General features: G+C 33.6%; 24 protein-coding genes. 16 read left to right on the forward strand and 8 right to left on the reverse strand.

Translation table 11 applies throughout. The features are described from left to right. Positions 1-106: 106 nt before the first annotated feature. Positions 107-517 (reverse strand): hypothetical protein, encoded by a 411-nt coding sequence (locus tag J8M14_RS03830; protein WP_211073228.1) that lies wholly within the window; start codon positions 515-517, stop codon positions 107-109. Between the two features lie 140 nt (positions 518-657). Continuing rightward, complete coding sequence (locus tag J8M14_RS03835; protein ID WP_211073229.1) at positions 658-1,014, reverse strand: hypothetical protein; 357 nt, start codon at positions 1,012-1,014, stop codon at positions 658-660. Positions 1,015-1,360: 346 nt separating this feature from the next. On the opposite strand from J8M14_RS03835, the gene J8M14_RS03840 reads away from it, so the two are divergent. Continuing rightward, positions 1,361-2,305, forward strand: coding sequence for an alpha/beta hydrolase (locus J8M14_RS03840; protein WP_211073231.1), 945 nt, complete (start codon positions 1,361-1,363; stop codon positions 2,303-2,305). Between the two features lie 19 nt (positions 2,306-2,324). Here the strand turns inward: J8M14_RS03840 and J8M14_RS03845 are convergent, their stop codons facing one another. After that, a complete protein-coding gene (locus tag J8M14_RS03845; RefSeq protein ID WP_211073233.1) occupies positions 2,325-3,815 on the reverse strand; it encodes a PLP-dependent aminotransferase family protein in 1,491 nt (496 codons plus the stop codon). 84 nt (positions 3,816-3,899) lie between these two features. On the opposite strand from J8M14_RS03845, the gene J8M14_RS03850 reads away from it, so the two are divergent. Genes J8M14_RS03850 through J8M14_RS03860 form a run of 3 tightly spaced genes read left to right on the forward strand, consistent with a single transcriptional unit; the run spans position 3,900 to position 5,395 of the window. After that, a complete protein-coding gene (locus J8M14_RS03850) occupies positions 3,900-4,562 on the forward strand; it encodes a pyridoxamine 5'-phosphate oxidase family protein (protein ID WP_211073235.1) in 663 nt (220 codons plus the stop codon). A gap of 28 nt (positions 4,563-4,590) precedes the next feature. Next, positions 4,591-4,872 carry a DUF1272 domain-containing protein gene (locus tag J8M14_RS03855; protein ID WP_348772822.1) on the forward strand — a complete coding sequence of 94 codons (282 nt, stop codon included), beginning with the start codon at positions 4,591-4,593 and terminating at the stop codon, positions 4,870-4,872. A 4-nt stretch (positions 4,873-4,876) separates the two neighbouring features. After that, complete coding sequence (locus tag J8M14_RS03860; RefSeq protein ID WP_211073239.1) at positions 4,877-5,395, forward strand: GNAT family N-acetyltransferase; 519 nt, start codon at positions 4,877-4,879, stop codon at positions 5,393-5,395. Here the strand turns inward: J8M14_RS03860 and J8M14_RS03865 are convergent, their stop codons facing one another. The 5 genes from J8M14_RS03865 to J8M14_RS03885 all read right to left on the reverse strand — a co-directional run bounded on the left by J8M14_RS03865 (position 5,396) and on the right by J8M14_RS03885 (position 10,317). Beyond that, positions 5,396-5,770, reverse strand: coding sequence for a DUF4258 domain-containing protein (locus J8M14_RS03865; RefSeq protein ID WP_211073240.1), 375 nt, complete (start codon positions 5,768-5,770; stop codon positions 5,396-5,398). It lies immediately after the preceding gene. 297 nt (positions 5,771-6,067) lie between these two features. Next, positions 6,068-7,270 carry an alanine dehydrogenase gene (locus tag J8M14_RS03870; protein ID WP_211073241.1) on the reverse strand — a complete coding sequence of 401 codons (1,203 nt, stop codon included), beginning with the start codon at positions 7,268-7,270 and terminating at the stop codon, positions 6,068-6,070. A 548-nt stretch (positions 7,271-7,818) separates the two neighbouring features. Beyond that, positions 7,819-8,016 (reverse strand): hypothetical protein, encoded by a 198-nt coding sequence (locus J8M14_RS03875; RefSeq protein ID WP_211073242.1) that lies wholly within the window; start codon positions 8,014-8,016, stop codon positions 7,819-7,821. 263 nt (positions 8,017-8,279) lie between these two features. Further along, positions 8,280-8,684: a tRNA (adenosine(37)-N6)-threonylcarbamoyltransferase complex ATPase subunit type 1 TsaE gene (gene tsaE / locus J8M14_RS03880; protein WP_211073243.1), complete on the reverse strand. Its 405-nt coding sequence runs from the start codon at positions 8,682-8,684 to the stop codon at positions 8,280-8,282. An 82-nt stretch (positions 8,685-8,766) separates the two neighbouring features. Then, positions 8,767-10,317: a PglZ domain-containing protein gene (locus J8M14_RS03885; RefSeq protein ID WP_211073244.1), complete on the reverse strand. Its 1,551-nt coding sequence runs from the start codon at positions 10,315-10,317 to the stop codon at positions 8,767-8,769. Positions 10,318-10,455: 138 nt separating this feature from the next. Between J8M14_RS03885 and J8M14_RS03890 the strand changes: the two genes are divergently transcribed. The 12 genes from J8M14_RS03890 to J8M14_RS22990 all read left to right on the forward strand — a co-directional run bounded on the left by J8M14_RS03890 (position 10,456) and on the right by J8M14_RS22990 (position 26,669). After that, positions 10,456-11,685, forward strand: a complete 1,230-nt coding sequence (locus J8M14_RS03890; RefSeq protein WP_211073245.1) for an HD domain-containing protein — start codon at positions 10,456-10,458, stop codon at positions 11,683-11,685. 25 nt (positions 11,686-11,710) lie between these two features. After that, a complete protein-coding gene (gene lpxD / locus J8M14_RS03895) occupies positions 11,711-12,739 on the forward strand; it encodes a UDP-3-O-(3-hydroxymyristoyl)glucosamine N-acyltransferase (protein WP_211073247.1) in 1,029 nt (342 codons plus the stop codon). Continuing rightward, positions 12,732-14,135 (forward strand): bifunctional UDP-3-O-[3-hydroxymyristoyl] N-acetylglucosamine deacetylase/3-hydroxyacyl-ACP dehydratase, encoded by a 1,404-nt coding sequence (locus J8M14_RS03900; protein WP_211073248.1) that lies wholly within the window; start codon positions 12,732-12,734, stop codon positions 14,133-14,135. The genes lpxD and J8M14_RS03900 overlap by 8 nt, the downstream gene beginning before the upstream one ends. A gap of 10 nt (positions 14,136-14,145) precedes the next feature. Next, on the forward strand, positions 14,146-14,928 hold the full coding sequence (lpxA, locus tag J8M14_RS03905) for an acyl-ACP--UDP-N-acetylglucosamine O-acyltransferase (protein ID WP_211073250.1): 783 nt from the start codon (positions 14,146-14,148) through the stop codon (positions 14,926-14,928). 45 nt (positions 14,929-14,973) lie between these two features. Continuing rightward, positions 14,974-15,540 carry an elongation factor P gene (gene efp, locus J8M14_RS03910; protein ID WP_211073252.1) on the forward strand — a complete coding sequence of 189 codons (567 nt, stop codon included), beginning with the start codon at positions 14,974-14,976 and terminating at the stop codon, positions 15,538-15,540. A gap of 36 nt (positions 15,541-15,576) precedes the next feature. Beyond that, entirely contained in the window at positions 15,577-16,515 is a 939-nt protein-coding gene (locus tag J8M14_RS03915; protein ID WP_211073254.1) for a UDP-3-O-(3-hydroxymyristoyl)glucosamine N-acyltransferase, read from the forward strand. Next, the gene (locus tag J8M14_RS03920; RefSeq protein ID WP_211073256.1) at positions 16,508-16,918 is read left to right on the forward strand and encodes a nuclear transport factor 2 family protein; all 411 of its coding nucleotides are present in this window, start codon (positions 16,508-16,510) and stop codon (positions 16,916-16,918) included. Before J8M14_RS03915 ends, J8M14_RS03920 begins: the two co-directional genes overlap by 8 nt. A 170-nt stretch (positions 16,919-17,088) precedes the next feature. Continuing rightward, complete coding sequence (gene sucD, locus J8M14_RS03925) at positions 17,089-17,961, forward strand: succinate--CoA ligase subunit alpha (RefSeq protein WP_211073258.1); 873 nt, start codon at positions 17,089-17,091, stop codon at positions 17,959-17,961. A gap of 200 nt (positions 17,962-18,161) precedes the next feature. After that, positions 18,162-18,908 carry a 3-oxoacyl-[acyl-carrier-protein] reductase gene (gene fabG / locus J8M14_RS03930; RefSeq protein WP_211073260.1) on the forward strand — a complete coding sequence of 249 codons (747 nt, stop codon included), beginning with the start codon at positions 18,162-18,164 and terminating at the stop codon, positions 18,906-18,908. Between the two features lie 95 nt (positions 18,909-19,003). Then, positions 19,004-21,034 carry a VWA domain-containing protein gene (locus J8M14_RS03935; RefSeq protein WP_211073262.1) on the forward strand — a complete coding sequence of 677 codons (2,031 nt, stop codon included), beginning with the start codon at positions 19,004-19,006 and terminating at the stop codon, positions 21,032-21,034. A 22-nt stretch (positions 21,035-21,056) separates the two neighbouring features. Next, on the forward strand, positions 21,057-21,872 hold the full coding sequence (locus J8M14_RS03940; RefSeq protein ID WP_211073264.1) for a prohibitin family protein: 816 nt from the start codon (positions 21,057-21,059) through the stop codon (positions 21,870-21,872). Positions 21,873-22,082: 210 nt separating this feature from the next. After that, a complete protein-coding gene (locus J8M14_RS22990; RefSeq protein ID WP_247672542.1) occupies positions 22,083-26,669 on the forward strand; it encodes a fibronectin type III domain-containing protein in 4,587 nt (1,528 codons plus the stop codon). The last annotated feature ends 46 nt before the right edge of the window (positions 26,670-26,715 follow it).

Here is a 26,715-nt window from a genome sequence, read left to right on the forward strand (position 1 = left end):
ATTGCAGACCCACTTAGTTGCCATAACTAAGTGGGTCTTTTTAATATGAAAGACAAATATTTAGATCTTTCTTTTGGGTTTCAATTAGTTTTTAGATAGTAATTGATCAAGATACCTTGCTAGCGCACATAGCATCCCATGTGGTCCAAAATTTTGCATTAGCTCCACCGGGTAGTCCTTTTTCATTTGCAACTATCCCTACCATAGAAGCACAATTAGAATTACAACCAATTTTATTGGTACTAGGAGCTTGTGCAGGAATATCTATCTGTCTAGGAGGATTAGTAGAATAATCAGTCTCTGTTATTTTGATATCGAATGTACCAGAAAGGTTTGGTGTCTTTATTTGTTTGGTTGGGTTTTCTGAAGTAATAGAGTCACTCCAATTTCCTTGAGATAAAGTTACTGACCAGCCTTTAACTACTTTGGCAGTATCATTTTGCGGTGAAAGATAAACCCAAAATTGAGCCCCACCACCTAATTTTAATTCACTATTTGCATTTGCAAGTCCAGACATTTTTATATGTTTTAATATTAATTTCTTACTCTTTTTTATATTGGATTTTCAGATTCCTCCTGTGTGTAAAATGGATTACTGTAATTAGGATTAATACCTTATTAATTTAATTGGTTAGACGTTAATCCCTAAAAGATAAATTATCCAGCTTTTGATTTTATATAATCATCAACTTGATCGTGCGGTACTTCTTTGACATCGATAGGAAAATCACCATTAGAACCGGAAATAACAATTTTAGATTTGTACTCTCCCGGAAATGAACCATTGACTTTATAAGGTGTTGTACCTTTACCTAATGGGCCTGTCCAACCCATTGCATCTATTTTTAATCCTCCAACAAAATGAGGGTCACGAACTAGGCTGAAACCATACGAGTAATTAGGCGCATCGCCTTCTACATTTATAATAAAGATTCCGGGTGTTCTTAATCCTGTCCATAAATAGGTTGCAGTCGTTTTTGCCGGATCTACCGGCTCTTTTGAATAAAATCCCATAACATTTTTATTTATTTCCTACTCTTTTTATATAGGCTTTTCGGATTTCGCCGTTTACAATCAAAAAACTGGAGTAGCTACTATTTCAAATGTTTTGTTTTTGATATAGCTCAAATTTCGAAAAGTATGGAGATTTAAAATAGCGTATTTACACCTGTTTTTATTGATTTTTTTTAAATTAACATACTAGTATTAAATTGTTTGTAATTACTTTTTAAGGGAAATAATATGTTAAAATTGGATTGCTAAAAACTTGTGTTACTATCTGAAAATCAACTAGATTTGTAATACGTATACATATTATACATAATTCCCAGTAGTATAAATCGAATTAAAAAAAACTAGGATGAATCTCATTACGCAGTTAAGAAAAAAGAAGGTTATATTTCTTTTGATTATAACTTTGCTGTTACTTTTTCTGTATTCACTAGTTGTATGGGATATTCCTGTTGATGAGTTGAAATTGAAATATGCTAATCAAACATCAAAGTTTATAAACATAAACGGAATGGATGTACATTATCGTGATGAAGGCCAAGGAATACCTATAGTTTTGATACATGGCACCGGAGCATCTTTGCACACCTGGAATCATTGGGCAGATGGATTAACCAAAAACTATCGAGTGATACGAATGGATTTACCTGCATTTGGTTTAACAGGACCTAATCCAAGTAGTAAGTATAGTATAAAAGCATATACTGATTTTGTGAATGAATTTCTTTCTCAACTTCAGGTAGATAGTTGTTATATGGTTGGAAACTCACTAGGAGGTCATATCGCATGGAATTTTGTGGCGGATTATCCGGATAAAGTTAAAAAGCTTATTCTTATCGATGCAAGTGGTTACCCTTCTTCATCTGAGAAAAAAACGCCTTGGGTTTTTAAATTAGCCAGAACTCCGGTTATTAATTCTGTAGTTAGGTATATAACTCCTAAATCAATGGTTCGAAAAAACTTGGAACAAGTATATTTTGATGACCAAAAAATTACGGATGAGCTCGTGGATAGATATTATGATCTAATGCTTAGAGAGGGTAATCGTCAGGCTTTTATAGATAGGATAAAAACTCAACATAATAGCAATGTAGAGAAATTAAAAAAAGTAAATGCTGAAACTTTAGTTTTATGGGGGGCAGATGATCTGTGGATTCCACTACAGCAGGGGCAAGGTTTAGTTAATGAGTTACCAAACGCAGAATTGGTAATTCTTGAAAATACCGGGCATGTACCGATGGAAGAAAGTCCGGATGAAAGTTTATTTGAAGTGATTAAGTTTTTAGCGAGATAGGAATGGATTGTGATATTCTTTACTTTTTTTTGACTGACTTCATTGCCTTTATCATTAAATCAATGAATCTATAAATCTCATCTTCGTTCAAAGCAGCAAACCCTATCCTAATTCCATTGTGGTTAGAGTTATCATTATCATACCTTCGCCATTCCGGGTTTAACATTAGGTTGTGTTTATGAGCTTCAGAGATTACATCATCCCAATTGTATTGTTTGTGAAGTTGCACCCAAACAGCCATTCCTCCTTTGGGGATTTCAAAATCAAAACAATCTCCTAGTCTTTCTTTTAGAAGTTTACAAAACAGATCACGACGGGATTTGTAGATTTTTAAAACCTTGTTGCAATGCCTTTGTATATCACCAGCAGTAATCATATTGGCAAGAGTTTGTTCTAAGATTGTATCTCCTTGCCTGTCAATAATACGGCGAAGTCTTGCGGCTTCGTCTACAAAATCTTTTGGAGCAATTAAATATCCAATTCTCATTGCTGGGGCAATAATTTTAGTAAATCCACCAATATAGATCACATTTCCATTGGTATCATTACTAGCAAGAGGTAAGATAGGGGCATTGTTATAATGAAAATCATAATCATAGTCATCTTCTACAATAGCAAACTTATACTGCTGTGCTAAACCCAATAGATGCATTCGTCGTTCAGCAGAGAGCGTTACCGTAGTGGGATGATGATGATGCGATGTAACATAAACGGCTGTTATGTCTTTGGTTTTACAAAGCTTTTCAATAGCCATTGTATCTAATCCTTGAGGATCAACAGGGACTTGTTCAATAATTCCTTCAGCTTCTTCAAAAGTGTTGTCAGCTGTCATATAGTTGGTATTACCAACAATGATTCGTTTTTTTGGATTAAGTAGTAATTGACTAACAAGATAAATTCCCATTTGACTTCCTCTGGTAATCAAAATATTATCTTCGTTTATGTGTAAGCCTCTCGTTTGATTAAGGTATATTACCAGTGCTTTTCTAAGTTCTAGATTTCCATAAATTGAATCATATGTCAGGAGTTTTTTGTGATGTGCTTTTTTAGTAATATTTCTATAAGTTCTTGCGATTTCATCAATTGGAGCTAATCGAATATCAGGAACACCATCATCGATTTTTAATACTTCGGTATTAGGTAATAATATTGGTGAGCGATATAGATGAAGTCGATTAATAAATTCAAAACCACTTTTGTTGTTGTATTTATTTTTGGGTGAGTTTTCAATAATTTTTTTAGGATGAATGATGGGCAAGGTGCTCGTTACAAAACTTCCTTTTGCCGGTATTGCTTCAATCCATCCTTGGGAAATAAGTTCATCATACGCCGAAATCACAGTTTTACGATGGATATTCAAATCGTTTGCAAGTTTTCTAGAGCCAGGCAATTTAATAGATGGCGGTAGTTTTCCGGATTTAATAAAACTAATGATTTGATCACATACCTGAAGATATAGGTTACGACTGGAGTTACGATCTAAGTTGATATTATTTTTAAAAGGAAACATAACTGGACTACTAAGTATATAAAAACTGGATTGATATAATACCCCATAAAACTAGTAGTTTTGGTTGTATTAAAAAATTAAAAGATGTCAAAATATCCAGTTTCTACACTAAACAAAGTGGTTCGAGGACCAAAACGAGCAAATTATGATATAGATGCGATTAATAAAATTTTAGATGATGCCTTTTTATGTCATGTGGGTTATGTTTGGGAAGGGAAAGCTATTGTAATCCCTACAGCTTATGCAAGAAAAGAGGATAAAATTTATATTCACGGTTCCCTCAAAAACCGTATGATGCTTAGTTTGCTAGAAGCTGGTGAAGCTAGTATCTCTGTTACTCATCTAGATGGTTTAGTATTAGCAAGATCTGCATTTCATCATTCTGCAAACTATCGATCGGTAAATGTTTTTGGTAAAGTAAAAAAGATAGAAGAACCAGAAGAAAAAATGGAAGCATTAGCCTGTATTCTTAACCATATGGTCCCAGGGCATTGGGATAATGTTCGACAACCCAATGATAAGGAATTTAACGCTACTTTAGTCTTAGAAATTAAGATTGAAACAGCTTCGGCAAAGGTTAGGGCAGAAGGAGTAAAGGATGAACCGGACGATCATAACTTACCAATATGGGCAGGGGTAGTACCTATTAAACAAGTAGCTTATAATGCGGTGTCAAATGATGATTTATCAGAAAATGTCAAGGTACCAGAAGCTGTGTTGGATTATGTTAAGAAGAATAAACAATAAATTTTAAGCGAAACAAATTATGTTAGAAATGCGCCCGAGCTGCGAAAACTGTAATAAACCATTGCCTAATCAAAGTGATGAAGCTATGATTTGTACTTTTGAGTGTACATTTTGTAAGGATTGTGTAGATAATATATTGTATAATGTTTGCCCTAATTGTGGGGGTGGTTTTGAAAAAAGACCTACCAGACCTTTTGGAACATTAGAGAAGTATCCCTTAAGTGATAAAACAGTATATAAGCCTGTTGATAAGAATAAGTTTGAGAAATTATTACAGGAATTTAAAGATATTGATCCAAGAAAAAGATAGTTGAATGATAAGTTTAAGTCGAGCTAAAATTGAAGATGCAGAAAATATATCTTATTTGGGAGCAACTACATTTGATCAATCCTTTGGCTATCTGTTTAGGGATCGAGAGGATATTGAAGGGTATTTGAGAAAAACATTTTCTTTGGAAAAAATCACTCAAAGTATTCAAAAATCACATAATATATATTGGTTAGTTAAAGAGGATGATAGTCCCATAGGTTATGCTAAATTGCAATTAGATTCTCCATCCGATTTTATTAAAAATGATAAAACTTGTAAGCTACAGAAGTTATATATGTTAAAAGGAACTTCTTCAAAGGGTATAGGAAGTAGACTTCAGCAATTGATTTTTGACAAAGCTATAGAGGAAGGTCAAGAATATCTATGGTTGTCTGCATTAAAGCAAAATGAAAGAGCAATTGCATTTTATAAGCGTAATGATTATCTAATAGTAGGAGAGCATCCTTATAGTATAGGAAAAGAAGATTTTGAATTTTGGGTTATGGGTAGAAAATTGATTTGATTATTTGATAATTTCTAAAGTATTTACTTTTGCAATAGAATCACAATTTTTGATTATTAAGCCAATATTCTGCTTTTTAATTTCTCCTTCAATAAAATAAATTTTACAAGAATCTAACTTCGTATTACTTTTAGAGAAATCCACACTTCCTTTTAAAAGCATATGAGAAATATCAGCAGTATCAATCTGATATTGCTGCATGTTTGTTAATGCTTGCTCAGAAAAAACTCTTTCTTTGATTCGTATGTTTTTAAGTACTCTGGCGGTTGGGCTATAATCACAGGAAGTTTTTTTGCCTCCTAAAAAAAAGAATAATAAAATAAGTCCGATGGCAAACCCACCAAGGTAATAGAACAAACGTTGCGCTAGTTTCATGTACTATAAATTTGGAGTCAAAAGTAATGAAAGTTTTTAATAGTTAGTGAGCCATTGAGAGGTGAGTATGTTCGCAAAGCTCACTTTTAAGTATTCTTTTGTCATTCCAGGCTTGACCTGGAATCCATTACCAGAATTACACGGTTGAATCGGTGGAATTCCTGCCTTCACAGGAATGACAAAATAATATTATATTGTCATCTCTTGTTTGATCCAGAACCCAAAAAAACATTTGCATTCTAGTTCACAAGTCACTTTGCTACTTAGATTCTTAGCGTTTTTGATACTTAGTACCTTTTACAAAATCAATAAATTAATATCTCGATAAGAAAGATCAAACCAATCTGCTATAGGTTTGCTGGTAAGGATTCCGTGATAGAAGTATAACCCATTTTTCAATCCTCTATCAAATCGCACAGCATTTTCAATTCCACCTTCATCACCAATCTGCAATAAATAAGGTGTAAATATATTACTAATGGATAATGATGATGTCCTGGCATATCGAGATGGAATATTAGGAACACAGTAGTGCAGGACTCCGTGTTTTTCAAATGTAGGGTGATCGTGTGTAGTTACTTCACTAGTTTCAAAACACCCACCCATATCAATACTTACATCAATCACTACAGCTCCGGATTTCATGCGTTCTACCATAGTTTCTGTAACAATAATAGGAGCACGGTTTTTACCACGTACGGCTCCAATCACTACATCACACCTACGTAAGGCTTTTAATAAATTTTTGGGCTGTATGGTGGAAGTATATAATGGTCGACCTACATTGGTCTGAATACATCGTAATTTTGTAATTGAATTATCAAACACCTTAACATTAGCACCAAGCCCTATAGCAGAACGTGCGGCAAATTCGCCAACAGTTCCTGCTCCAAGAATTACCACTTCTACCGGCGGCACACCACTAATATTACCCATCATTAGTCCAGAACCATTAGTAGTCACACTACTCATAAGTTCTGATGCGATAAGTACAGAAGCTGTACCTGCTATCTCGCTTAGTGCTCTAACTGCAGGATACGCTCCGTCTGCATCACGAATAAATTCGAATCCAAGCGCAGTAATTCTTTTTTTTGCAAGATTCTGGAAATAATCCTTAGATTGGGTTTTGAGTTGTAATGCCGAGATTAGGACAGTTTGCGGATTGATATGTTCTAACTCCTCCAGTGATGGTGGTTCTACTTTAAGAATAATCGGACAACCAAATACTTTTGTTTTGTCATTAGTAATTTCTGCACCCGCCTCACTATAATCACGATCAGAAAAACTAGCTCCGATTCCGGCATTGGCTTCTAATAAAACACGATGCCCATGTGCTGTTAGTGCTGCAACAGCATCTGGAGTTAGGCAAACACGTTTTTCCTGATAACTGGTTTCTTTGGGGATTCCAATAAATAGCTTACCTTTTTTACGAGCTACTTCAATCATTTCTTCTTGTGGTAGTAACTGTTCTTTAGTAAAAGGTGATGTAGGTGTATTCATTTGTGCGAAATTCAATACTCAAAGTACGAATAAAAATGAATAGTATGCAAATGTTGTTTGGTTTTAGATAAGAGGTATTAAGATATAATTTGTTTTTTTAATATATAATCTATCATATCCAGTTTTTTCAGGATTTTTTTCTAAACTTTCTTAGTTCCGAAAGATCAATTCCATGTATTTGGTCAAATATTTTTGTTCTTATGATGTGTAGTACTATTAAAATAACACCAATAAATGGTATTAAAAGATATATATCTCGATAATCAATAATCTCAGAATCTTCAATAATTATAGAAGATAATTGAAATGTGTATAGTGCAATAGGAATAAGAATTACAAGATACCACCAATGTTTACAGGTGAAAAACCAGATTAAAAAAAGTAATAAAGGAATTAATTTTCCAAGTACAACCCAGACAAAAACATTAACACTTTCATAATATTTGCTCTTATAAATAAAAAAAGAATTTTCCCAAATTACAGAATCTGGGAATAATTCATTAATGTAAAATAAAAAAGGAATTGTAGATATAAGTAAAATAATTATACTAGCTACTCTTAGGTTTTTTAATTTTACTTGCTTTGATTGCTCCTTTGGCGAAAGGGTTTTGTGCGTTAGTTTTGTCATTTTGTGTGCGAGGAGTGTGAATTTCGTTACTGTTTTTTTGTCCGTCATTATCCATTTGGGTAATAGAATAATAACTACTTAAAAAAAACAGGGTAAAGATGATTGTTGTGATTTTCATTGTTCTAGGGTTTTAATTAGTTGATCCATAAACTTATAAGAAAAAACAACTACTAACCGATTCAAAAAAACAGTAATTTTGCAAGCTCTAAGCTCAAGTTTTTACTATTTAGAAATGGTATTTATGAATTTTTAAATGTGATAAAACACCTAATTAACCGATTAAAATACTCTTTATATTGCTTGATAAAAATAAATAAGATTTTATGTAAGAAAATGAATGGTGTTGTTAAATTTTTGTAAAACCGTAGCTTTTAACACTTTTTACCTCAAAAATAATACTCGTTTACCGTTATTTATTACTTTTATTTCAACTTTTTGAGCATTAAGAGGTAATAAATTGGCAACTTTTTCTGGCCATTCTATAAAAATCCAAGCATCAGTATCAAGATATTCTTCAAAACCTATTTGAAAAGCTTCCTCTTCATCCTGAATTCTATAGAAGTCAAAATGATAAATAATTTTATCAACACTATGATATTCGTTGACTAACGCATAAGTTGGGCTGGAAATAGCATCAGTAACTCCTAATTGTTTACTAATTTCTTTTATTAAGGTAGTTTTTCCAGCTCCCATTTCGGCATCAAAAAGAAGAATATTGCTTTTAGTATTTTTAATAACTTGATTAGCAACTACTGAAAGATCATCCAGGGTATATTCAATCGTCATTAGGTATATTAATTGTTGATGGTTTTAGTTTTATACTATGATATCATAAATATGAAGAATAAACTAAAACCATCAAATAAAACTATCTTGGATTTAATACAATAAAAGGGATTACCATTTCTTCTAAAGATACACCGCCATGTTGATAAGTGTTTCTGTAATAACTTACATAATGATTATAATTATTAGGGTAAGCAAAGAAATAATCTCCTTTGGCAAAAATAAAGGAACTACTCATATTAATTGAAGGAAGATGTATTGTCTTTGGATCCGTAGCTGCTAAAACCTCTTTGTTTTCATACGTAAGGCTTTTACCAGTTTTATAACGCAAGTTTAAACTGGTGTTTTTATCACCAATAACCTTAGAAGGATTTTTTACATTTATAGTTCCGTGATCAGTGGTAATTAAGAGTTTGAAACCAAGCTGTTGGGCTTGTTGAATCATATCTAGCAAAGGAGAGTTTTTAAACCAGCTTTGTGTAAGAGATCGATATGACTTGTCATTAGAAGCTAATTCTTTGATGACTTCCATTTCGGTCTTACTATGTGATAACATATCCACAAAATTGTATACAACTACAGTAAGGTCATTATCTTTTAATCCCTTAAAGTTAGCTGCTAGTGTTTTTCCGGATCTTTCGTTAGTGATTTTGTAGTACTCATGCTTTATGTTTAAGCCTAATCGCTGTAATTGTGCAGTAAGGAACTCATTTTCATTCATGTTTTTACCGCCTTCATCAGTGTCATCTAACCATAAGTCAGGATGTCTTTTCTTCATTTCAGAGGGCATTAAACCAGAGAAAATTGCATTACGTGCATATTGAGTGGCGGTAGGAAGGATACTATAATATGAAGTTTCGTATTCTTTTTTATAGTAATTATTTACTGCCGGTTCAAAAGCTTTCCACTGATCATATCTTAGATTGTCGATTACTACAAATAGTGTAGGTTGATCTTTGCTAATTTCTGGTAACACTTTTTCTTTAAATAATGTGTGAGACATTATTGGGGCATCAGAATTACCACCAAACCATGTTGGATAGTTTTTATCAATAAATTTGCAGAATTGGGAATTAGCTTCAACTTTTTGTGATTCCAAAATCTCAAACATACCTGTATCCTCAATATCTTCTAATTGTATTTCCCAATAAATAAGTCTTTGATATAAATCTGCCCACTCTTCAAAAGAATTTACCATAGCCATATCCATTGCTATTTTTCTAAATTCTTGTTGATAGTTAGAAGTAGTTTTTTCTGAAACCAATCTAGAGTTATCCAGATTTTTCTTTAGACTTAATAATATTTGGTTTGGATTAACAGGTTTAATGAGGTAATCGGCAATTTTACTGCCAATTGCTTCTTCCATAATATATTCTTCTTCACTTTTGGTAATCATTACCACTGGTAGACTATCTTTTTTTTCCTTAATCTCTGATAAAGTCTCTATTCCTGATAACCCAGGCATGTTTTCGTCTAAAAAAACAATATCAAAATTATCTTCATCCAATACTTCCAGAGCTTCGGTACCACTTTGACATTTGGTTACATCATAATTTTTCTGTTCAAGAAATAATATATGCGGTTTTAATAAATCAATTTCATCATCCACCCACAGTATTTTTATATTGCTCATGTATTTTAATTTTTGCTATTATTAATCTAAAAGACGTAATTATTTTCTGTTTATGTCAAAAAATAACTTGTATTCATATTGAAATGCAAGTTATGAACTGCATATATGTATATTTGTTTTTGTAAAAGTAAAATAAACTTGAAAAAAAGAAATAAACTTAAAATATTAAACGACCCAATTTACGGTTTTATTACGATACCAAACGAACTAATTTTTGATCTCATAGAACATAGATATTTTCAAAGATTACGAAGAATATCACAGATGGGACTTTCATACTTAGTATATCCAGGAGCACATCATACACGTTTTCATCATGCACTAGGCTGCATGTATCTTATGCAAAACACTGTGCGAGTCCTTCGTTTTAAAGGAGTTAATATATCTGATGAGGAAGAAAATGCATTATATATCGCTATTTTATTACATGATATTGGTCACGGACCTTTCTCTCATGCTATGGAACATAGTATAGTGAATGAAGTGAATCATGAATCGATTTCTCTTATGTTTATGGAGAAAATTAATAAAGAATTTAACGGTAGTTTAACGCTTGCTATTCAAATATTCAAAGGAGAGTACCACCGTAATTTTTTGCATCAGTTGATTTCGGGTCAGTTGGATATGGATCGTTTAGACTATCTGAAACGAGATAGTTTTTATACCGGAGTTGCTGAAGGTAATATTAATAGTGAACGTTTGATTACTATGCTTACAGTGGTTGATGATGAATTGGTAGTCGAAGAAAAAGGGATATATTCTGTAGAAAAATTTTTACTGGCTAGACGATTAATGTATTGGCAGGTGTATCTACATAAGACAAGTCTGGTTGCAGAGAGTTTATTGATCAGGGTTCTTAAGCGAGCCAAAGAATTAGTAGAAAGAGGTATTAAGTTACATGCAAGTGAGGCGTTGACTTTTTTTTTAGAGCATAAAATAACATCAGATAATTTCACTTTAGAAGTTTTAGAGACTTTTTCTCGATTAGATGATTATGATATTGTTTTGGCTATGAAGGAATGGACAAGGTGTGATGATTTTGTACTTAGTCGTTTATCATCAATGATTATTGATAGAGACCTTCTTAAGATAAAGGTTAAAAAGAAAGCTTTTAGCGAACAAAAAGTTCAGACTCGTATAGATAAGTTTATGTATGATTATAAAATTTCTGAGGAAGAAGCCCGTTATTTTGTATTTACAGGAGCTATTTCTAACCAGGCTTATCATCAAAACAAACAAAATATAAATATATTATATAAGTCAAATAAAATAGTAGATATAGTTAAGGCTACAGATCAATTTAATCTCAAAGCACTTTCAAAACCCGTAACTAAATATTTTATATGCTACCCAAAGCACGAAGATTAACACATTTTTTATACTTTTGCCATTAATGATTTTTACAGCCACACAAATTGCCGGAATACTTAATGGTGAGATCGAAGGAGATGAAACCGTTGAAGTATCTAAATTAGCCAAAATAGAAGAAGGAACTAAAGGTTCATTAACCTTTTTATCTAATCCCAAATATACCCAGTATATATATTCTACTGATGCATCGATCACTATAGTGGATAAATCTTTTGAAGCAGAATCTAATATAAAAACTACGTTGATTAGGGTAGAAGATGCTTATAAAGCTTTTTCTCAGCTATTGGAGTATTATAATATGGTAAAAATGAATAAAACCGGGATAGAACAACCCTGTTTTATTTCAGATAGTGCTTCTTATGGAGACAATATATATTTTGGAGCATTTTCTTATATGGGTGAAAATGTCAAAATAGGTGAAAACGCCAAAATATACCCTAATGTATATATCGGAGACAATGTTACTTTAGGGGATAATGTAACTGTTTTTGCGGGTGCTAAAATATATTCTGAAACTGTGATTGGTAATAATTGTGTGATTCATAGTGGAGCTATAGTTGGAGCCGATGGTTTTGGGTTTACCCCAAACGAAAAAGGAGAATATAGTAAAGTACCACAAACAGGAAATGTAATTATCGAGGATTATGTTGATGTTGGTGCCGGTACTACTATAGATAGAGCTACTTTAGGTTCAACAGTAATACGAAGAGGAGTTAAACTTGATAACCAGATACAGATTGCCCATAATGTAGAGATTGGCGAACATACCGCAATTGCTGCACAAACAGGTATTGCAGGTTCAACTAAAATAGGTAAACATTGTTTGATAGGAGGTCAGGTTGGTATTGCTGGTCATTTAGTTATAGGAGATAAAGTTAGGATACAAGCCCAATCTGGTATCGGAAGAAATATAAAAGATGGAGAAGCTATTCAAGGGTCTCCGGCATTAGGATATTCTGATTTTAATAAATCCTATGTTCATTTTAAGAATTTACCCAAAATTGTAGATACGGTATACAAACTTGAAAAAAAGATAAATAATAATGAGTAACGCTGTTTCAAGTAAACAAAGAACTATTGAAAAAGAAGTGCAACTTAAAGGGGTTGGGCTTCATACAGGTAAAGATGTTACATTAACTTTTAAACCTGCTCCGGTAAATCATGGTTACGCATTTTGTAGAGTAGATCTAGAAGGAAATCCCATTATAGAGGCTGATGCTAATTATGTGGTAAATACCCAAAGAGGTACCAATTTGGAGAAAAACGGGGTGAGTATTCAGACTTCGGAACATGTTTTAGCTGCTTGTGTGGGACTTGAGATCGATAATCTTCTTATTGAATTAAATGCTTCAGAACCTCCAATAATGGATGGTTCCAGTAAATTTTTTATTGAAGCTCTTGAAAAAGCAGGTCTTGTAGAACAAGAAGCAGATAGAGAAGAATATATTGTAAAGGATGTAATTTCTTATACCGATGAAGAGTCTGGTAGCGAAATCATAGTAATGCCTTCTGATACATATCAGGTTACAACTATGGTAGATTTTGGTACTAAAGTTTTAGGTACTCAGAATGCTTCGTTAAAAAGTCTCTCAGAATTTAAAAAAGAGATAGCAGATGCAAGAACTTTTAGTTTCTTACACGAGTTAGAAATGTTGTTAGAACATGGTTTAATCAAAGGAGGAGACCTCAATAATGCTATCGTCTATGTAGATAAGGAATTGAGTCCTGATACTATGGAAAAGCTGAAAGTAGCCTTTGGTAAAGATTCTATTGCGATCAAACCTAATGGAATATTAGATAATTTAACACTTCATTATCCTAACGAAGCTGCGCGCCATAAATTATTAGATGTTATAGGTGATTTGGCATTAATTGGCACAAGAATTAGAGGTAAAGTCATAGCTAATAAACCTGGACATTTTGTAAATACACAGTTTGCTAAAAAGCTTTCCAAAATTATAAAGATCGAAAAGCGAAACAAAGTTCCGCAGTTTGATCTTACCAAGGAACCATTGATGGATATCAATAAAATTATGGAAATGTTGCCACATAGGTCACCTTTTTTATTGATTGACAGAATTCTGGAAATGTCTGATAAACATGTGGTTGGTATGAAAAACGTGACCATGAATGAGCCTTTCTTTGTAGGTCATTTTCCGGGAGCACCAGTAATGCCGGGAGTACTTCAGGTAGAAGCAATGGCACAGACAGGTGGGATTTTGGCATTAAGCACTGTCCCGGATCCAGAAAACTATCTTACCTATTTCATGAAGATTGATAAGGTGAAATTTAAACAACAAGTGTTACCAGGAGATACTTTGATTTTTAAATTAGAGTTACTTACTCCGATCCGTAGAGGTATTTGTCATATGCAAGCTTTCGCTTATGCTAACGGGAAGTTAGTTACCGAAGCTGAACTTATGGCGCAAATTGTAAAATCAAAATAATAAAATACTAATGAATCAACCATTAGCATACGTTCACCCAGGAGCAAAAATTGCAAAAAATGTAGTAATAGAACCTTTTACTACCATTCATAATAATGTAGTGATTGGAGAAGGAACCTGGATAGGCTCTAATGTAACTATTATGGAAGGGGCTCGAATAGGTAAGAATTGTAGTATTTTTCCAGGAGCTGTGATTTCTGCAACACCTCAGGATAAAAAGTTTAATGACGAGGATACCATAACTGAGATTGGTGATAATACCACAATTCGTGAATGTGTAACGATTAATCGAGGTACTGCAGATAGAATGAAAACCAAAATTGGTAATAACTGTTGGATCATGGCATATTGTCATATTGCACATGATTGTATAGTTGGTGATAATTGTATTTTTTCTAATAATAGTACATTAGCAGGTCATATCAATGTAGGAGATTATGTTGTTCTGGCAGGAATGGCAGCTGTACAACAATTTTGTAGTATAGGTAATCATGCATTTGTAACCGGGGGATCCTTGGTTCGTAAAGATGTACCTCCTTTTGTAAAGGCTGCTCGTGAACCTCTTTCTTATGTGGGAATTAATTCAATAGGCTTAAGAAGAAGAGGTTTTAGTACAGAAAAGATTAGAGAGGTTCAGAATATATATAGAATTTTATACCAAAAAAATTATAATAACTCACAAGCTGTTGCAATTATTGAAGCAGAGATGGAAGCGACACCAGAACGAGATGAAGTCCTAGAGTTTATTAAAAATTCTCAAAGAGGTATTATGAAAGGATACTTCTCTAATTAATTTAGTTTGAAGTAATATTGTAATAGAAATTTAAGATTTAAAATAATGGCGAATACTAGTGATATTAGAAATGGATTGTGTATTAAATACAATCACGATATATATAAAATTATTGAGTTTTTACACGTAAAACCAGGAAAAGGTCCTGCTTTTGTAAGAACAAAATTAAAAAGTGTAACTACAGGAAAAGTAATTGATAATACGTTTTCTGCAGGTCATAAGATTGACGATGTGCGAGTTGAAACACACAAATTTCAATTTTTGTATGCAGAAGGTGACACCTATCATTTTATGAATACAGAAGATTATAATCAGATTACCTTAGAAAAATCTTCTTTAGATGCTCCTGGCTTGTTAAAAGAAGGAGAAGTAGTAACAGTAATTATTAATTCTGAAGACCAAATGCCACTTTCTGTAGAAATGCCTGCAAGTGTTATATTAGAAGTAACTGCTACTGAACCAGGTGTAAAAGGAAATACAGCAACTAATGCTACCAAACCTGCTACAGTAGAAACGGGAGCAGAGGTAATGGTTCCTCTTTTTATCAATGAAGGTGATAAAATTAAAGTCGAAACTGAAAAAGGAACGTATAAAGAACGTATTAAAGAATAATTCAGAATTCCAAATTCTGAATTCTGAATTATAGAAATGAAGTTTCCTCAAGCTCATACTTTACAGCAAATTGCTACGATAATATCTTCTGAATTTATTGGTGATCCTGATTTTCCTGTGTTAGGAATGAATGAAATTCATGTGGTTACACCAGGTGATATTGTATTTGTAGATCATCCAAAATATTATGATAAAGCATTAGAAAGTGCAGCAACCGTAGTGTTAATAAACAAAAAAGTTGATTGTCCAGAAGGTAAAGCTTTATTGATATCTGATGACCCTTTTAGAGATTTTAATAAGCTTACTAAATATTTTAGACCTTTTGAGAAATCTACTTCTTTAATTTCTCCATCTTCAAGCATTGGGGATAATACTATCATTCAACCAGGAACTTTTGTCGGTAATAATGTGGTTATTGGAGATAATTGTCTGATCCATGCTAATGTTAGTATATATGATAATACTATAATTGGTAATAATGTTACTATTCACTCAGGAACAGTTTTAGGAGCTGATGCCTTTTATTATAAAAAAAGGCCAGAAGGTTTTGATAAGTTGATTTCTGGAGGAAGGATAATTATAGAAGATAATGTAGATTTAGGTTCATTATGTTCTATAGATAGAGGTGTAACAGGTAATACAACTGTAAAAGAAGGTACTAAAATTGATAATCAAGTACATATTGGTCACGATACCGTAATTGGTAAAAAATGTTTGATAGCCTCACAAGTAGGCATTGCTGGATGTGTAATTATAGAGGATGAAGTGACAATTTGGGGACAAGTTGGTATAACCAGCGGAATAACAATTGGTACCAAAGCAGTGATTTCTGCACAATCCGGAGTCAGTAAATCTTTAGAAGGAAATAAGAGTTATTTCGGAACTCCAGCTGATGATTTTAGAAAAAAGTATAAGGAGATTGCCTCAATAAGACAAATTCCAGGGATAATAGAAAAATTGAAAGATAATGAGTAGTAATACGGCAAAGGATGTGGTAAGATCTTTTTATGAAACAGATTTACTGAATGATCAAGAAGCCTTTTCTAAATATTTACATCCAGAAATTGAGCTTTACTGGAACAGTAGTTTTGGTTTTCGTAAAAAGGATTTTAGTGCTATTAAGATAATGCTAGAACAAATGGCATCTTCTTTTGAAACTTTTAGATGTGAGATTAGTCATATTTTGGCAGAGGAAAATATGGTTACCGTTCGATATACTTATTTTGCTAAGACTATCGAAAATCCTGACAAAGAAGAAGCTATTGCTCATTTTATATCCATTTGGGAATTAAAAGATGGTAAGTTATATAAAGGTTATCAGATTAGTCAGCAAGGAGAAAATACTTCTGAAAATTTAGAGACTTTTATTCTAAAATAATTTTAATTAAAGGTATTTCGGATAACCGAATTCATTTAAAAATGTCATTCTTGTAAAGACAGGAATCTAAAAGAATAAAAAATAGATTTTTTTTATTCTTTTGCTTTAACAATAATCTTCAAAAGCTTACTTTTGAGAACTTCAAAAAAAATATTAAAAATCATAACGCAATGAGTGTTTTAGTAAATAAAGATTCTAAAATTATAGTTCAAGGATTTACTGGTAGTGAAGGTACTTTTCATGCTGGTCAAATGATTGATTATGGTACTAATGTAGTAGGTGGTGTTACTCCGGGAAAAGGAGGGCAGACGCATCTCGATAAACCAGTTTTTAATACAGTAGAAGATGCTGTAAAAGAAGTTGGAGCCGATACTACAATTATCTTTGTGCCACCAGCTTTTGCTGCAGACGCTATTATGGAGGCTGCAGATGCTGGAATAAAAGTTATTATTACTATTACAGAAGGAATTCCGGTTGCGGATATGATTAAGGCTTATGCTTATATCAAAGAAAAAGGATGTCGTTTGATTGGACCTAACTGTCCAGGGGTGATTACTCCTGGAGAAGCAAAAGTAGGTATTATGCCAGGTTTTGTCTTTAAAGAAGGTAGCGTAGGAATAGTTTCTAAATCAGGAACGTTAACTTATGAAGCTGCAGACCAAGTGGTAAAGCAAGGATTGGGAATTACTACGGCAATTGGTATCGGTGGAGATCCAATTATTGGAACTACTACCAAGGAAGCTGTTGAGTTATTGATTAATGACCCGGACACAGAATGTGTGGTGATGATTGGTGAGATTGGTGGTCAGTTAGAAGCTGATGCTGCCAAGTGGATAAAAGAAAGCGGAACTACTAAGCCTGTTGTAGGTTTTATTGCCGGTGAAACTGCTCCTGCAGGTCGTACAATGGGGCATGCTGGTGCAATTGTGGGTGGTAGTGAAGATACGGCTGCTGCTAAAAAAGCAATTATGAGAGAATGTGGTATACACGTTGTAGATTCTCCTGCAGAAATAGGAAAGAAAGTTGCTGAAGTACTTGGTTAAGAAAAAACTAAGCAAAAAACATAGAGCCTCTTGAATAAAACTTTAAGAGGCTTTTTTAATTTTATATAATAATAGAAAATAGATGTTATTATACTAGCTAAATTGTTCATAAACCCTGTGAGAAATCACGGGGTTTATTGTTGTTGAGCTATTAGTAATTGTTATATTTGAAATCATATTTCACAAATTAAACACAGCGAATGAATCTTTTACAAGGTAAAACGGCTATTATCACTGGGGCAACCAGAGGAATAGGTAAAGGTATAGCCGAAGTTTTTGCACAGAATGGTGCTAATGTTGCTTTCACATATAGTTCTTCTGTAGAAGCAGCGAATAAACTAGAAAAAGAATTAAACGATTTAGGAATTAAGGCAAAAGGCTATCAGAGCAATGCAGCAAGTTTTGATCAGGCTCAGGAATTGATTAAAGATGTCCTGGAGACTTTTGGCAGTATAGATGTTTTGGTTAATAATGCAGGGATCACCAAAGATAATTTGTTGATGCGTATGAGCGAGGAAGACTTTGATAAAGTAATTGAAGTAAACCTAAAGAGTGTTTTTAACATGACCAAAGCAGCTCAGAAAACAATGCTAAAACAACGAAAAGGTAGTATTATTAATATGAGTTCTGTGGTTGGAGTAAAAGGTAATGCGGGTCAAGCTAATTATGCTGCATCAAAAGCTGGTATTATTGGGTTTTCTAAATCTGTAGCACTTGAATTAGGATCTAGAAATATAAGAAGTAACGTGGTTGCACCTGGTTTTATAGAAACAGAAATGACCGGACAATTAGACGAAAAAGTAGTAGACGAATGGAGAAAAGCTATTCCTTTAAAACGAGGAGGTAGCCCGGAGGATATTGCTAATGCATGTTTGTTCTTGGCAAGTGATCTAAGTGCATACGTTACAGGACAAGTATTGAATGTTGATGGAGGAATGTTGACTTAAATTACGAATTAAGGTTTTTTTGGCTCTGCGAATTATTAATACTCATCGTATGTCTAAAATAGTACTTTAAAAATCGTAAATCGTAATTTTCTATAATGCAAACAGAAACAGTTTTATTGATCATAGCAGCTCTTATCATCGCATTGATTGTGGCTCTATTTCAGTATTTATATAAAGCAAAGAACAGAACCAAAAAAAATCTGTTCTTTGCTTTCTTACGTTTTCTAAGCATTTTTTTACTTTTAGTTTTACTCATTAATCCAACTTTTAAACAAAAGATATATTATTCACAAAAACCTACTTTGGTTGTTGCAGTAGATAATTCATCTTCTATAAAGCATCTTGCTCAGGATAAAGATGTTTCTCAATTTGTTCAGGAAATTCGGAATAATAGTGATCTTAATAATAGATTCGATATAGGATATTATTCCTTTTCTGATAATTTAAAAGATTCATTGTCTTTTAGTTATGATGAAAAGCAAACTAATATCGCTAAAGCATTAGAAGGCCTTGATCAGATTTACAAGAAATCGATTGCACCAATAATTATGATTACTGATGGTAATCAGACTTACGGCAGAGATTATCAATTCACCAGTGCTAAGCATAAGCAAGCTATTTATCCTATAATTTCTGGTGATACCGTTATGGTTCAGGATCTGAAAATTCAACAACTTAATGTAAATCGCTATGCATACCTGAAAAATAAATTTCCTGTAGAAGTTATTTTGACATATTCTGGAGAAAATGAAGTGAATAAGAGGTTTGAAGTTAAATCAGGAAACGCTACGCAGTATTCTCAAGCAGTGTCTTTTTCTAAAGAAAATAACTCGCAGGTAATTAATTTTACTTTACCTGCAGGTAGGGCAGGAGTTATGAAATATGTGGCTAAATTATCACCTTTGGTAAATGAAAAAAATACAATTAATAATTCTAAAGCTTTTGCAGTAGAGGTTATTGATCAAAAAACAAGTGTTTTATTAATTAGTGATATTGTTCATCCAGATTTAGGAGCAATCAAAAAGAGTGTTGAGAGTAATGAGAGGCGTAGTTTAACTATTGCTAAACCCTTTGAAGTAAAGAATCTTGATGATTTTCAATTGATTATTTTGTATCAACCAAATACAAGATTTAGTGGTGTTTATGAAAAATTAAAAAATCAACGAAAGAATTTTTTTACAATAACTGGTTCCAAAACAGATTGGGTTTTTCTTAATAAAATTCAAAATAAGTATCGTCAAGAAATTACAAGGCAGACCGAATATTATATTCCAAGGTTTAATAATAATTATGGAGCTTTTTTATTAGATGATATTGGATTTGATGGGTATCCCCCTCTAATAGGTACTTTTGGTGATATAAATGTGAATACGTCGTTTGACCCTCTATTATATCGTACAGTTAGCAATATTACTACGGAAGAACCTCTTATGGTGACCATTGAAGAGAATGGAATTCGAGAAGCGGTACTTTTTGGAGAAGGTTTATGGCGTTGGAGAGCTCAGAATTTTCTGGATACCAAAGGCTTTGAGACTTTTGATGATTTTTTTGGAAAATTAGTTCAATATCTTGCTTCCAATAAACGAAAAAGTAGATTGAATACTATTTCAGAATCATTTTATTACGGAAACGCCAGTATCAAAATACGGGCAGAATATTTTACAAAAAATTATGAGTTTGATAGTCGAGGAAACTTAAGGATAGTTGTTAAAAATAAAGATTCTGAAGCTACTCAAACCATACCAATGATATTGAAGAATAATACTTATGAAGTAGATCTCAGTAGTTTATCTGCTGGTAATTATGACTTTACAGTTTCAGTAATTGGTGAAAACATATCTAGATCAGGTAGTTTTACAATATTAGAATATGATGTAGAGCAACAATTTCTTAATGCAGATGTAACAAAACTTAATCAAGTAGCTACTAATACTAAAGGAAAGTCATACTTTTTAGATCAAAATGATATTATGATTAAAGATTTAATTGAAGATCAACGATATCAAACTATTCAGAAAAGCAAAGAAAATATAGTATCTTTAATAGACTGGAAATATCTTTTAGGGTTATTGATTCTTGTACTTGCTATAGAATGGTTTGCTAGAAAGTATAATGGACTTATTTAAAATTTAAAATTCACAAATTATTATGGAAAAATTACCAAAAATAGGATTACCTATTCTGATTCTAATTGTTATTGGAATCATCTTTGTTGCAAAATCAACAGTTACTATCGGTTCAGGAGAAGCGGGAGTGTTATATAAAACATTCGGAGGAGGTGTAGTAACAGATGCTCCTCCGTTAGGAGAAGGATTTCATATTGTTGCTCCTTGGAACAAAGTGATAGTATATGAGGTTAGACAACAAGAAGTTTTTGAAAAAATGCAAGTACTTTCGTCTAATGGACTGGAAATCAAATTAGATGCTTCTGCTTGGTTTCAGCCTGATTATAATAAACTAGGATTATTACATCAGCAAAAAGGAGAGAATTATGTAGCTAGAGTATTGTTGCCTACTATTAGATCTGCTGCACGTAGTGTTGTAGGTAGATATACTCCAGAGCAATTGTATTCTAGTAAAAGAGATGCTATCCAAAAAGAAATTTATGAAGAAACCAAAAAAATTGTTGGTGATCAATTCATTCAGCTTAATGAGGTTTTAGTTCGTGATGTAACATTACCTCCAACTATTAAGGAGGCAATAGAACGTAAGCTTAAGCAGGAGCAAGAAGCTCTTGAGTATGAGTTTAGGTTAGAAAAAGCTAAAAAAGAAGCTGAAAGACAAAAAATTGATGCAGAAGGTAAAGCTGTGGCTAACCAAATTCTAAGTGCTTCCTTAACCGATAAAATCCTTAAAGAAAAAGGAATTGAAGCAACTCTTCAACTTGCAAAATCTCCAAACGCTAAAGTTGTGGTTGTAGGTTCAGGAAAAGATGGAATGCCTTTAATTTTAGGAAATCAATAAATAATTGTAGTATAAATTATGATTTTAAGCTGTTTATGAAATTTCATAGGCAGCTTTTTACATTTTGTGCAGATTTGACTCAAGAATCTGATGTTTTTGATATTTAGTTTCTTACATAGTTTTTGTTAAAATTCTTACATTTTCTTAGTAAAGTTAGGCTAACAACAGTAAAAAAACTACTTTTAAGCCATAACTCAACTAAATTTCATAATGATAAGAAAATCTATTCGCCCCGTATTATTGGGTTTGAGCCTGATATCACTTACACTTCTAGTATTAAATCTTTCACATAAAGAGAAATCACAAAAAATCGAAGAGAATGCAGAAATTGTCAATTTACGACAAAAACATGCAGAGTATTTAGAAAACAGCCCATTTAAAGAGACTGTAAGACTTACAAAAAAGGAGAGAAAAGCTAAGGGTCTTCCTCCTAAACAGTATTTTGAACAAATGTGGGAATTGACGATAAATCCTTCAACTGGTAAGACTGAACCTGAAAAAATTTATGACCTTCAGAGAAAATTAAAACAAGGTCTTGCAAAAAGAGTTCCTGGGGAATCAACTAATCCTTGGGTAGAAAGAGGTCCTAATGACGTTGGTGGTCGTACAAGAGCGATATTATTTGACCCCAATGATAATACTAATAGAAGAGTATATGCAGGTGGCGTTAGTGGAGGTCTATGGGTGAATAATGATATTACATCAGCAAGTTCACAGTGGAGCAGGGTACAAAATGTTCCAGGAAACCTTTCTGTAACTTCAATTACTGTGGATCCAACCAATTCAAATATATGGTATATAGGAACTGGAGAACAGTATACCGCAGGTGATGTTGTAGGTAATGGAGTTTACCGCTCTACAGATGGAGGGAATAGTTGGCAAGCACTTAATATACCGCCTGCTGGAGGAGGAGATGTTAATTTTAATGCAAATAATCTATTCCTATCTGGCATTTTTTATGTTAATGATATTATAGCTTGGAACAATACTACTCAAAATCGTACAGAATTATTTGTAGGAGTAGGAGCTCATGTTTATGGAAATGCTTCAAACCCATCAAATTGGCTAGGATTACAAACAGCTGGATTATACAGGTCTATTGATGGAGGAAATACATGGAATAGAATTGAGTCTGCAAATATGAGATTTGATTTTAGTGGTACATCATATTCATACATCCCTAATGATTTGGAGATTGCTGCAGATAATACATTATGGATGGGAACAATTACTACACCTGGAATCGGTGGAGATGGTGGTGGACGAGTTTTTAGTACTTCAGATGGAGGTGTATGGACCGAGGCTGCTGCTTCTCCATTACCAGATTCAAATAGAGTAGAGCTAGAAACTTCCGCTACTTCTCCAAATAAAATGTACGCACTAACTCAAGGTGTTACAAGTCCAGTATATATATATAGGACTACAGATAAATTTGCAACTGTTACGGCTACATCACTACCTAATGATGCTGATGCTGGAATCCCTAGTAACGATTTCACAAGAGGACAATCATTTTATGACCTAATGATAGAAGCGGATCCTACTAATGATAATATAGTATATGTAGGTGGGATAGATCTTTTTAGATCTTCAAACAGTGGAAATTCTTGGAGTCAAATTTCAAAATGGTCAAATAACTCTGGTTTGTCAGGGCTACCAGTTTCTTTTGCTCACGCTGATCAACATGCAATGACGTTTAGACCAGGAAATTCTAATCAGGCAATTTTTGGAAATGACGGTGGTGTATTTTATGCGTCAAATTTATCTAACGCATCAAGTACAAGTGTTTTTGGAGCAAGAAACAATAACTATAACGTTACTCAATATGTTAAAGCGGCTATTGGACCAAATGGAGTTGGAGATACAAATGGTATTTTTTCTGCAGGAGCACAGGATAATGGTTCACAAGCATTTAGAAATGCAGTTGCAGGAATTAATGGTTCTGAAGAATTATCAGATGGTGATGGATTCTATACTTTTATAGACAAAGATGGTCAATATATGACAGCTACTTTTACAAATAATCGTATTTATAGATTTAATCTGCCTTGGGATGGGCGAGGTAGACGCCAGGGAGGAGCTACTACATTATTAAGTGAAGCAACTACAGGTGATTTTGTAAATCAGATGGGATATGATAGTGATGCCAATTATTTATTATCTAATGCATCTTCTGGAGGTAGTTTTTCAATTAAGACGATTAATGTTGCAGCTAATACTAAAGCTAATATTACAAATGCTTTACTAACCAGTAAACCAACTGCATTTATTGCGTCTCCTTTTGCAAATAATACATGGTATGTAGGAACTGCAACTGGTGGTCTTATAAAACTAACAAATGTAGGTGTTGGATCGGCTAATTGGACAGGAATAACGACACCATTTGTAGGATCTGTTTCTTCTGTTAGATTAGGCGCCACAGCCAATGATATTATGGTGACCATACATAATTATGGAGTAACCAGTGTATGGTTTTCTTCGGATGAAGGAGCTACTTGGGTAAGTAAAGAAGGAGATCTTCCTGATATTCCTGTTAGAGATATCTTACAAAATCCTTTAGATAGAACAGAAGTCATCGTTGCCACTCAATTAGGAGTATGGGTAACTAAAAACTTTAATGCTGCTAACCCTAATTGGAGTCAATCATATAATGGTATGAGTGATGCAAGTGTAACATCATTTGATTATTGGGCAGTAAATGGTGATGATAATAATAATAAAATTATAGCATCGACTTATGGTAGGGGAGTATTCACAGGATCGTTTACCTCTAATGGAACAACAGATACTCAAGCTCCGACAGTTCCAACAGGATTAGTTTCTTCTAATGTTACTGATACCGCTTTGACTTTATCTTGGACAGCTTCTACAGATAATGTAGGAGTAACAGGGTATGATGTATATCAAGGAAATACTAATTTAGGATCAGTTACAGGAACAAGTACAAGTATTACTTCATTAACGGCTAATACTACATATCAGTTTAGAGTTAAAGCCAAAGATGCAGCAGGTAATGAGTCTGGATTTAGCAGTATATTAGATGTTACTACAACTGGAGGGACAACAGGTTCTTCAAGTTGTACAGGAGGTATTGTGGCATTCCCTTATAATGAAAGTTTTGAGAGTGGATTTGGAGGATGGACCCAGGGATCAGGAGATGATTTTGATTGGATTCGTCAATCAGGAGGTACTCCATCAAATAGTACAGGTCCATCGGCAGCAGATGCTGGAAGTTTTTATGTTTATGTAGAAACATCCAATCCTAACAATCCAAGTAAGACTACAATTCTAAATTCACCTTGTTTTGATCTGAGTAGTCAAACTTCTGCTAGTTTTACATTTAGATATCATATGACAGGAAATGCAGTAGGAGAGCTAAAATTAGAGGTAAGTAATGATAACGGAAGTACTTGGGCTCAAGTTTGGAGCAGATCTGGAGATCAGGGAGGTTCTTGGAATAGTGCTAATGTTGATTTAGCGAGCTATGTTGGAAACTCTGTTCAATTACGTTTTATTGGAACATCAGGTAGTAGCTGGCAAGGGGATATGGCTGTAGATACAATCGAACTTAACGCCGGCGGAACTAGTACAGCAGATACTCAAGCACCAACTGTTCCTACAGGATTGGCTTCTTCTAATGTTACTGATACCGCTTTAACTTTATCTTGGACAGCTTCTACAGATAATGTTGGTGTGACTGGATATGATGTATATCAAGGAAATACTAATCTTGGATCAGTAACTGTAACAAGTGCCAGTATTACTTCATTAACAGCTAATACTGCATATCAGTTTAGAGTTAAAGCTAAGGATGCAGCAGGTAATGAGTCTGGATTTAGCAGTATATTAGATGTTACTACAACTGGAGGAACAACTGGTTCTTCAGGATGTACAGGAGGTATTGCAGCATTCCCGTATAATGAAAGTTTTGAAAGTGGTTTAGGAGGATGGACTCAAGGGGCAGGAGATGATTTTGATTGGATTCGTCAGTCAGGAGGTACTCCTTCAAATAGTACAGGTCCATTAGGAGCTGATGCTGGAAGTTTTTATGTTTACGTAGAAACCTCTAATCCTAATAACCCTAGTAAAACTACAATTCTAAATTCACCTTGTTTCGATCTGAGTAGTCAAACTTCTGCTAGTTTTACATTTAGATATCATATGACAGGAAATGCAGTAGGAGAGCTAAAATTAGAGGCAAGTAATGATAACGGAAGTACTTGGGCTCAAGTTTGGAGCAGATCTGGAGATCAAGGGAGTGCTTGGAATAGTGCTAATGTTGATTTAGCGAGCTATGTTGGAAACTCTGTTCAGCTACGTTTTATCGGAACATCAGGTAGTAGTTGGCAAGGAGATATGGCTGTAGATACAGTAGTATTAACTGATGGAGGAAGCACTGGAGGAGGAAGCACAGATATTTGTGCAGGTGTTCCTGCATATGACAGTACACAAAACTATCAACCGGGAGATAAAGTGACCTTCCAGGGTACACTTTATGAAAGAACAGTTAGTGGATGGAATAACCTTGGTGCTTGTGGAACGACGACTACTTCGCAAGAAGTAAGTGTAGATCTTTTAGGATCTCCTGTACCGTTTAGTGTTTATCCTAACCCAGCAGTAGGGATCTTGAACGTTAGAACAGCTAATTCAGGAACAAAACCATATTTAATATTAAATATGTTAGGTCAAAGGGTAAAACAAGGTAAATTTACCAATACAATAAATGTTTCAGAGCTAGAAGGGGGAGTGTATATGTTAAATGTAGGCGATCAGTTCCAGCGCTTTATTAAAGAATAATTTTAACCATATCATTGATTAAGACCCTGAGGCAATTTTGCTTCAG

It is taken from the genome of Aquimarina sp. MMG016, from assembly GCF_018100805.1.
GTDB lineage: Bacteria > Bacteroidota > Bacteroidia > Flavobacteriales > Flavobacteriaceae > Aquimarina.

Excerpts from the sequence above, each read along its gene's own strand:
- J8M14_RS03830 (WP_211073228.1), bottom strand. The coding sequence starts at position 517 with ATGTCTGGACTTGCAAATGCAAATAGTGAATTAAAATTAGGTGGTGGG.
- J8M14_RS03835 (WP_211073229.1), bottom strand. The coding sequence starts at position 1,014 with ATGGGATTTTATTCAAAAGAGCCGGTAGATCCGGCAAAAACGACTGCA.
- J8M14_RS03840 (WP_211073231.1), top strand. The coding sequence starts at position 1,361 with ATGAATCTCATTACGCAGTTAAGAAAAAAGAAGGTTATATTTCTTTTG.
- J8M14_RS03845 (WP_211073233.1), bottom strand. The coding sequence starts at position 3,815 with ATGTTTCCTTTTAAAAATAATATCAACTTAGATCGTAACTCCAGTCGT.
- J8M14_RS03850 (WP_211073235.1), top strand. The coding sequence starts at position 3,900 with ATGTCAAAATATCCAGTTTCTACACTAAACAAAGTGGTTCGAGGACCA.
- J8M14_RS03855 (WP_348772822.1), top strand. The coding sequence starts at position 4,591 with ATGCGCCCGAGCTGCGAAAACTGTAATAAACCATTGCCTAATCAAAGT.
- J8M14_RS03860 (WP_211073239.1), top strand. The coding sequence starts at position 4,877 with ATGATAAGTTTAAGTCGAGCTAAAATTGAAGATGCAGAAAATATATCT.
- J8M14_RS03865 (WP_211073240.1), bottom strand. The coding sequence starts at position 5,770 with ATGAAACTAGCGCAACGTTTGTTCTATTACCTTGGTGGGTTTGCCATC.
- J8M14_RS03870 (WP_211073241.1), bottom strand. The coding sequence starts at position 7,270 with ATGAATACACCTACATCACCTTTTACTAAAGAACAGTTACTACCACAA.
- J8M14_RS03875 (WP_211073242.1), bottom strand. The coding sequence starts at position 8,016 with ATGAAAATCACAACAATCATCTTTACCCTGTTTTTTTTAAGTAGTTAT.
- tsaE (WP_211073243.1), bottom strand. The coding sequence starts at position 8,684 with ATGACGATTGAATATACCCTGGATGATCTTTCAGTAGTTGCTAATCAA.
- J8M14_RS03885 (WP_211073244.1), bottom strand. The coding sequence starts at position 10,317 with ATGAGCAATATAAAAATACTGTGGGTGGATGATGAAATTGATTTATTA.
- lpxD (WP_211073247.1), top strand. The coding sequence starts at position 11,711 with ATGATTTTTACAGCCACACAAATTGCCGGAATACTTAATGGTGAGATC.
- J8M14_RS03900 (WP_211073248.1), top strand. The coding sequence starts at position 12,732 with ATGAGTAACGCTGTTTCAAGTAAACAAAGAACTATTGAAAAAGAAGTG.
- lpxA (WP_211073250.1), top strand. The coding sequence starts at position 14,146 with ATGAATCAACCATTAGCATACGTTCACCCAGGAGCAAAAATTGCAAAA.
- efp (WP_211073252.1), top strand. The coding sequence starts at position 14,974 with ATGGCGAATACTAGTGATATTAGAAATGGATTGTGTATTAAATACAAT.
- J8M14_RS03915 (WP_211073254.1), top strand. The coding sequence starts at position 15,577 with ATGAAGTTTCCTCAAGCTCATACTTTACAGCAAATTGCTACGATAATA.
- J8M14_RS03920 (WP_211073256.1), top strand. The coding sequence starts at position 16,508 with ATGAGTAGTAATACGGCAAAGGATGTGGTAAGATCTTTTTATGAAACA.
- sucD (WP_211073258.1), top strand. The coding sequence starts at position 17,089 with ATGAGTGTTTTAGTAAATAAAGATTCTAAAATTATAGTTCAAGGATTT.
- fabG (WP_211073260.1), top strand. The coding sequence starts at position 18,162 with ATGAATCTTTTACAAGGTAAAACGGCTATTATCACTGGGGCAACCAGA.
- J8M14_RS03935 (WP_211073262.1), top strand. The coding sequence starts at position 19,004 with ATGCAAACAGAAACAGTTTTATTGATCATAGCAGCTCTTATCATCGCA.
- J8M14_RS03940 (WP_211073264.1), top strand. The coding sequence starts at position 21,057 with ATGGAAAAATTACCAAAAATAGGATTACCTATTCTGATTCTAATTGTT.
- J8M14_RS22990 (WP_247672542.1), top strand. The coding sequence starts at position 22,083 with ATGATAAGAAAATCTATTCGCCCCGTATTATTGGGTTTGAGCCTGATA.